Here is a 6,006-nt window from a genome sequence, read left to right as displayed (position 1 = left end):
CTAAATACAAAATTACAAAATAGCTTTTATTTTAAAGGTTGTAAATTTTAAAATCTTAACGTAAATTTTAAAATATAGCTGATTTATCAGAAGGTTAAACATTTTTCGCAAAAAACAACTTCGCTTAAAGAAAATGCTAAAATTCTTTTTAAGGGTGTGACAGGCTACATAACTTGCGCACTTCAGCTAAGACCAAAGCTTTTTGTTTCTCCGAAAAACTTAGGTGATTAAGTGACTCAGGCATTTTGGAAAGCTCTTTAACCAAAATAATATCTTTTTCCATGAGTTGAATTTTTTCCTTTTTCGTCAAAGAGATTAAGGTAGTTATGGGATATAAGCCATATTTATCAATATTATTTTTTATTCCGTTATTTTTAGGGTAATCCCAGCTTAACAAAGTTAAGTCAACACACTTTGCATAATCTATTGCATCTTTTGTAAAACGTGTATTTGTAACCAGCCAACCTTGTTTTAAATGGGTTGTTTTACCTGAATTGTTCCATACTTTTTGAACATCAATAAATCTGGAGTTAATATATAATGGAATTTTTACATTATTTACATTGGTAGGATTTTGATGAAATTTACATTCTATGGTATAGGTATTTCCATCTTTTTCAGCCAGAACATCTATCTCATGAGTAATACATTCTCCGTGTAATATTTCTCCAATTTTAGTTTTATAACCTTTTTGTCTTAAAAGCGCACTAATCAATCTTTCAAAAGGAAAACCAGTAGGACCTAATTCAAATATTGCTCTTTTTAAACTGTATTTTGAAGCACAAATTCGGTTGTATTTTTTTAGTATGCGAAAGGCTTTTTTATAAATTAAGTTTGAAGAAATTCCATCATAGAGTTCAGGTTTTACAGCATCCACAATTTTTTCAATTTCTTCGTCTGAAGCACCACTATTTTTAAGAGATTTAGAGAGTTTTTGTATTGAAAATGGTTCTAAATCTCCAGAAATCTTTTTAACAACTATTATTTTATCGTCCATATTTTCATAATTACCGAATCAAATTTATGCTAAATATTTTAAGTCTACGCTATTTAAAATCTTAATATTTAGGTCATTATTTTAACTAAAATATTAATTGGTTTTTTTATAACTCCAAACGGCCAAACCATTCATAATAATTGCATAGCCTAGTGTTTTTAATAATTGTGGTAAAATATCAGTGAAATCAGCACCTTTTAACATGACCATTCGCATCACTTCAACAAAATATTTTATAGGATTAAATTCTGTTACATATTGAGCCCACATTGGCATACTTTCAATAGGCGTAAAAAGACCACTCATTAAAATAAATATTACCACAAAAAACCAGGAAATAAACATAGCTTGTTGTTGTGTATCTGTAAAATTTGAGATAAACAATCCCATACCTAAAATAACCAAAATATAAATTGAATTGTACAAATACATTAATGCAATACTACCAACTATTGGTACGTTAAATAAGACTTTTGCAATAATTAAACCGATGGTTAATAATCCCATTCCAATAACCCAAAACGGAAATAATTTACCAATAATAAACTGATGTTTTTTAATAGGCGTTACGTTAATTTGCTCTAAAGTTCCTATTTCTTTTTCACGAACAATATTCATCCCAGATAGGAATAAAGTGATCATAGTAACCAATAAAACTAAAATTCCTGGAACCATAAAGGTTTTATAATTTAAGGTTTCATTATACCAAAAGGAAGTAATACTAGAAATATTTTTTTTGGTATTTATTAAATCAAATGGCTGCATTAATGCTACTCGGGCATTCTTATTAAAAAGCTGAACAATCTGATTGATATATACATTTTCAACACCTGCAGTTGCGCCATCAATGGCATTTATAATTACTGATAAGTCTGTTTTTTTGTTTTTTAAAAGATCGCGTTCAAAATAGTGAGGAATTTCTAAAATAACGTCAACGTCTCCTTTTAACATTGCGGAACTCGCTATTTTTTCAGAAGGAAAATTAGAAACAACATTAAAATAAGTTGAGGCTTCAAATTTATCAATTAATGCTCTTGAAAATGAGGTGTTATCATTATCAATATAAGAGAATTTAATGTTTTTAATTTCAAACGTAGCTGCATTTGAAAGTATGATTAATTGTATCAAAGGCAAAATAAAAATAATAGGAAGCATTCCCTTATTTCTAAAGATTTGTTTGAACTCTTTTTGTATGATGTATCCTATGGTTTTCACAATTTATATACTTTAATTTATCTCTCGACTGCGTTCGAAATGACTTTCAATTTTGTCAGGCCGAGTACAGTTGAGACCTCATTTTATATTTAACAGAAAGAATAAAGAATAGAGAAAAATAGACTTTTTAAAGATCAAACATTTCCAATCACTTGTTAATCTTCTAATCTTTTTTATATTCTCTTTTTTCTTTTCATTTACTCCAATCTAATTTTATACTTTTTAATACTTAACGCAATAAAAAATAGCGTCATTACAACTAAAATCAATGTTTCTTTCCAAAGAAATGTGAGTCCAACTCCTTTTAACATAATGCCTTTTAAAATGATAACAAACCATTTTGCCGGGATAATATTGCTAATTACTTGCAAAGGAAGTGGCATACTTGCAATTGGAAAAATAAAGCCTGATAATAAAATGGTTGGCAACATTAATCCCATTAAAGATATCATCATAGCAGTTTGCTGCGTTTCTGAAATTGTTGAAATTAAAATACCTAGGGATAATGCGGTAACAATAAATAAAACACTTTCAATACCTAATAAAAACAGACTTCCTTGCACAGGCATTTTAAATATGAAAATGCTGAGTAATACAATAACAATGGCGTTAATGATAGATAGAAAAACATAAGGAATCACTTTTCCAACAATTACTTGAAACGGTTTTAAAGGCGAAACTAATAAAATTTCCATAGTGCCTAATTCTTTTTCACGAGTGATAGAAATTGAAGTCATCATTGCTGAAACTAACATTAAAATAATGGTCATTACTCCTGGAACAAACATAAAAACACTTTTTAATTCCGGATTGTAAACCATTCTGGTTTTTGGAATAATTTGATAGGGTGTTTTTATGTTTTTATTAATTTCTTGCTGGTATTTTTGAAGGATAGAATTCGTGTAATTACTAATAGTATTTGCTGTATTTGGATCAGTTGCATCTGTAATTATTTGAATAGTTGCATTATTTTCTTTTGTTAGATTTTTACTGAAATCTTTTTCGAAAATTAACACAGCTTTTACTTTTCCTTTTTTAAAAATAGCTTCTATTTCCCCTTCATTATTAATTAATTGCTGAATGCTAAAATATTTTGAAGACGCAATTTTAGTAATAATTTCTTGCGTTATTACATCTTTAGAATGGTCAAGAACAGCAATATCAACATTGTTAATTTCATTGGTAATAGCAAAACCAAACAACATTATTTGTGCAATTGGCATTCCAAAAAGGATAAACAGAGAGCGCCTATCTCTAAAAATATGGTAAAATTCTTTTTTTATAAATCCTTTAAATCGCTTCATCCTCTTGCTAATTTTAAAAACACATCATTCATACTTTCAGCTTTAAATTGCTCTTTTAATTTTTTGGGAGTATCTAAAGCTTCAATTTTACCATCAACCATTATGGAAACACGATCGCAATATTCAGCTTCATCCATATAATGCGTAGTTACAAAAACAGTAGTTCCATTGCTGGCTGTTTTATAAATCATTTCCCAAAAGTGTCGTCGGGTAATTGGATCAACACCACCTGTTGGTTCGTCTAAAAAAACTATTTTAGGGTTGTGTAATAAAGCAACAGAAAACGATATTTTTTGTTTCCATCCTAAAGGTAAAGAGCCTACTAATTCATTTACAATATCTTGTAGGTCAAGTTCTTCAATTAATTGTTTCCTTTTCTCTTCAATTTTTTTACGCGATAAGCCATAAATTCCACCAAAAAATGTAATATTTTCTTTCACCGTTAAATCATCATACAAGGCAAACTTTTGACTCATATAACCAATATTTTTTTTAATATCTTCTGGGTTTGTGAACACATCAAAATCAGCAACTTGTGCACTTCCTGAAGTTGGTGTTGAGATACCAATTAACATTTTCATAGCGGTGGTTTTTCCAGCTCCATTTGCACCTAAAAAACCAAATATTTCTCCTGCTTTAACTTCAAAAGAAATTTCATTTACAGCGGTAAAATCACCAAATTTTTTGGTAAGATTTTTTACTTGTATGACGTTTTTATTTTCCATGTTTATTTTGTTAAATCGATCGCAGTAGAGAACTACCTATTATAATTAAAAACCTTTCGACTGCGCTTGAGGTGACATACCTTTTTCTGTTTTTTTATCTTGCCAATTCCATAAATGTATCTTCAATGGTAGTTTTTGTTTGTTGAATACTAATATTTACCGCACCCATTTCTTTTAAAAATAGCGCTAATTCTTCTGTATTAAAATCATCTCTTTTGTCTGCATAATGCATAAATTCACCAAACGGATAAACACTATAACAACTTGTGTACTCTTTTAAAGTAAGAAGAAGTTTGTACATATTATCTGCACTAACATCATATAATTTTTTTGGAAAATGTTTTACAATTTCTTGCGGTGTGTCAATTTCTAATAGTTGACCATCTTGAATTAGTGCAATTCTGTCACACAAAGCAGCTTCATCCATATAAGGAGTTGAAACTAGCATAGTAATGCCTTTTTGCTGCAATCTCTTTAGCATTTCCCAAAATTCTTTTCTTGAAACCGGATCAACACCTGTAGTTGGCTCGTCTAAAAACAATACTTTAGGTTTATGAATTAAAGCACAGCATAAAGCTAGTTTTTGTTTCATTCCACCGGATAATTTTTCTGCTCTACGCTTTTTAAAAGGTTCAATTTGAACATAAATATCTTTTATTAAATCGTAGTTTTCTTTAATAGTTGTTCCAAAAATAGTGGCGAAAAATTCTAAATTTTCTTCCACCGTTAGATCCTGATATAAAGAAAATTTTCCAGGCATATAACCCACATTATTGCGAATATTTTTATAATCTTCAACTACATCAAAATTTGCGACAGTTGCAGTTCCTTCATCAGCAAATAAGAGGGTTGTTAAAATTCTGAATAAGGTAGTTTTTCCTGCACCATCAGGGCCAATAAGTCCAAATAATTCACCTTCTTTTACATTAAAGGAAATATTTTTTAAAGCGTGAACTGTTTTAAATGATTTGCTTATATTTTGTACTGAAATACTCATTATCGCTATTTCTCAGAAGTATTTATCCACATTTCTGCAGGCATTCCTATTTTAAGGCTTCCGTCATTTTGCACATCAACTTTTACAGCATATACCAAATTAACTCGCTCTTCTTTTGTTTGAATAATTTTAGGTGTAAATTCGGCTTCAGAAGCAATCCAAGAAATAGTTCCTTTGAAGTTTTTCATTTCTTCATTAGCATCAATTTTAACAGTAACTTCTTGACCAATTTTAATAGATGAAAGTTGTGTTTCACTTATATAAACGCGTAATTGCATGATGCTTAAATCAGCTATTTTATACAAAGGTTTTCCAAACGAAGTAATTTCATTTGGTTCAGTATATTTTACTAAAACAGTTCCGTTTATTGGATTTATAATGCTATTTTTTTGCAATAAATCTTCTAGTTGACTTATTTGAACATCTATGCTTTTTAATTCATTTACTATAGGAGCATTTTGAATTTCTACACTTCTAATTTGTTGATTTATTACATCAATTTGGCCATTAATATCATCCAGTTGTTTTTGAGTTGCTGCGTTTTCTTTGAGTAGATTTTCTATTCTGTTTTTAGAAATTGTAGCTGTTCTTAATTGGGCTTTTAATACATTTATTTGTGATAAAACGCCTTTTGATTTTGATATTATGGTGTTTTTAGAAACCAGTAGCTGTTCTTTTTTTAGTGCTAACTGAACGGTGTCAATTAAACCTACATATTCTCCTTTTTTTAGAATTTTTCCTTCTTCAATAGTAAAGAGGGTTAATTTT

6 protein-coding genes are annotated in these 6,006 nt (G+C 29.2%); all 6 read right to left on the bottom strand.

All coding sequences use genetic code 11. From position 1 onward, the window contains the following. Positions 1-148: 148 nt before the first annotated feature. On the bottom strand, positions 149-997 hold the full coding sequence (locus tag ABY863_RS12385) for a restriction endonuclease (protein ID WP_372795298.1): 849 nt from the start codon (positions 995-997) through the stop codon (positions 149-151). A gap of 93 nt (positions 998-1,090) precedes the next feature. Next, the gene (locus ABY863_RS12380) at positions 1,091-2,152 is read right to left on the bottom strand and encodes an ABC transporter permease (protein ID WP_372795296.1); all 1,062 of its coding nucleotides are present in this window, start codon (positions 2,150-2,152) and stop codon (positions 1,091-1,093) included. A 257-nt stretch (positions 2,153-2,409) separates the two neighbouring features. Further along, on the bottom strand, positions 2,410-3,516 hold the full coding sequence (locus ABY863_RS12375) for an ABC transporter permease (protein ID WP_372795294.1): 1,107 nt from the start codon (positions 3,514-3,516) through the stop codon (positions 2,410-2,412). Continuing rightward, entirely contained in the window at positions 3,513-4,241 is a 729-nt protein-coding gene (locus ABY863_RS12370; RefSeq protein WP_372795292.1) for an ABC transporter ATP-binding protein, read from the bottom strand. Before ABY863_RS12370 ends, ABY863_RS12375 begins: the two co-directional genes overlap by 4 nt. A gap of 94 nt (positions 4,242-4,335) precedes the next feature. Next, on the bottom strand, positions 4,336-5,238 hold the full coding sequence (locus ABY863_RS12365) for an ABC transporter ATP-binding protein (RefSeq protein WP_372795290.1): 903 nt from the start codon (positions 5,236-5,238) through the stop codon (positions 4,336-4,338). A gap of 5 nt (positions 5,239-5,243) precedes the next feature. Next, the coding region (locus ABY863_RS12360) for an HlyD family secretion protein (protein WP_372795288.1) at positions 5,244-6,006 on the bottom strand (763 nt) is incomplete at its 5' end.

Origin of the sequence: Lutibacter sp. (assembly GCF_041562875.1) — a bacterium.
GTDB lineage: Bacteria > Bacteroidota > Bacteroidia > Flavobacteriales > Flavobacteriaceae > Lutibacter.
The sequence above is the reverse complement of the archived record's forward strand: the minus strand, read 5'-3'. Positions and strand labels throughout refer to the sequence as shown.

Coding starts and splice junctions, on each gene's coding strand:
- ABY863_RS12385 (WP_372795298.1), bottom strand. CDS start 997: ATGGACGATAAAATAATAGTTGTTAAAAAGATTTCTGGAGATTTAGAA.
- ABY863_RS12380 (WP_372795296.1), bottom strand. CDS start 2,152: ATGCTTCCTATTATTTTTATTTTGCCTTTGATACAATTAATCATACTT.
- ABY863_RS12375 (WP_372795294.1), bottom strand. CDS start 3,516: ATGAAGCGATTTAAAGGATTTATAAAAAAAGAATTTTACCATATTTTT.
- ABY863_RS12370 (WP_372795292.1), bottom strand. CDS start 4,241: ATGGAAAATAAAAACGTCATACAAGTAAAAAATCTTACCAAAAAATTT.
- ABY863_RS12365 (WP_372795290.1), bottom strand. CDS start 5,238: ATGAGTATTTCAGTACAAAATATAAGCAAATCATTTAAAACAGTTCAC.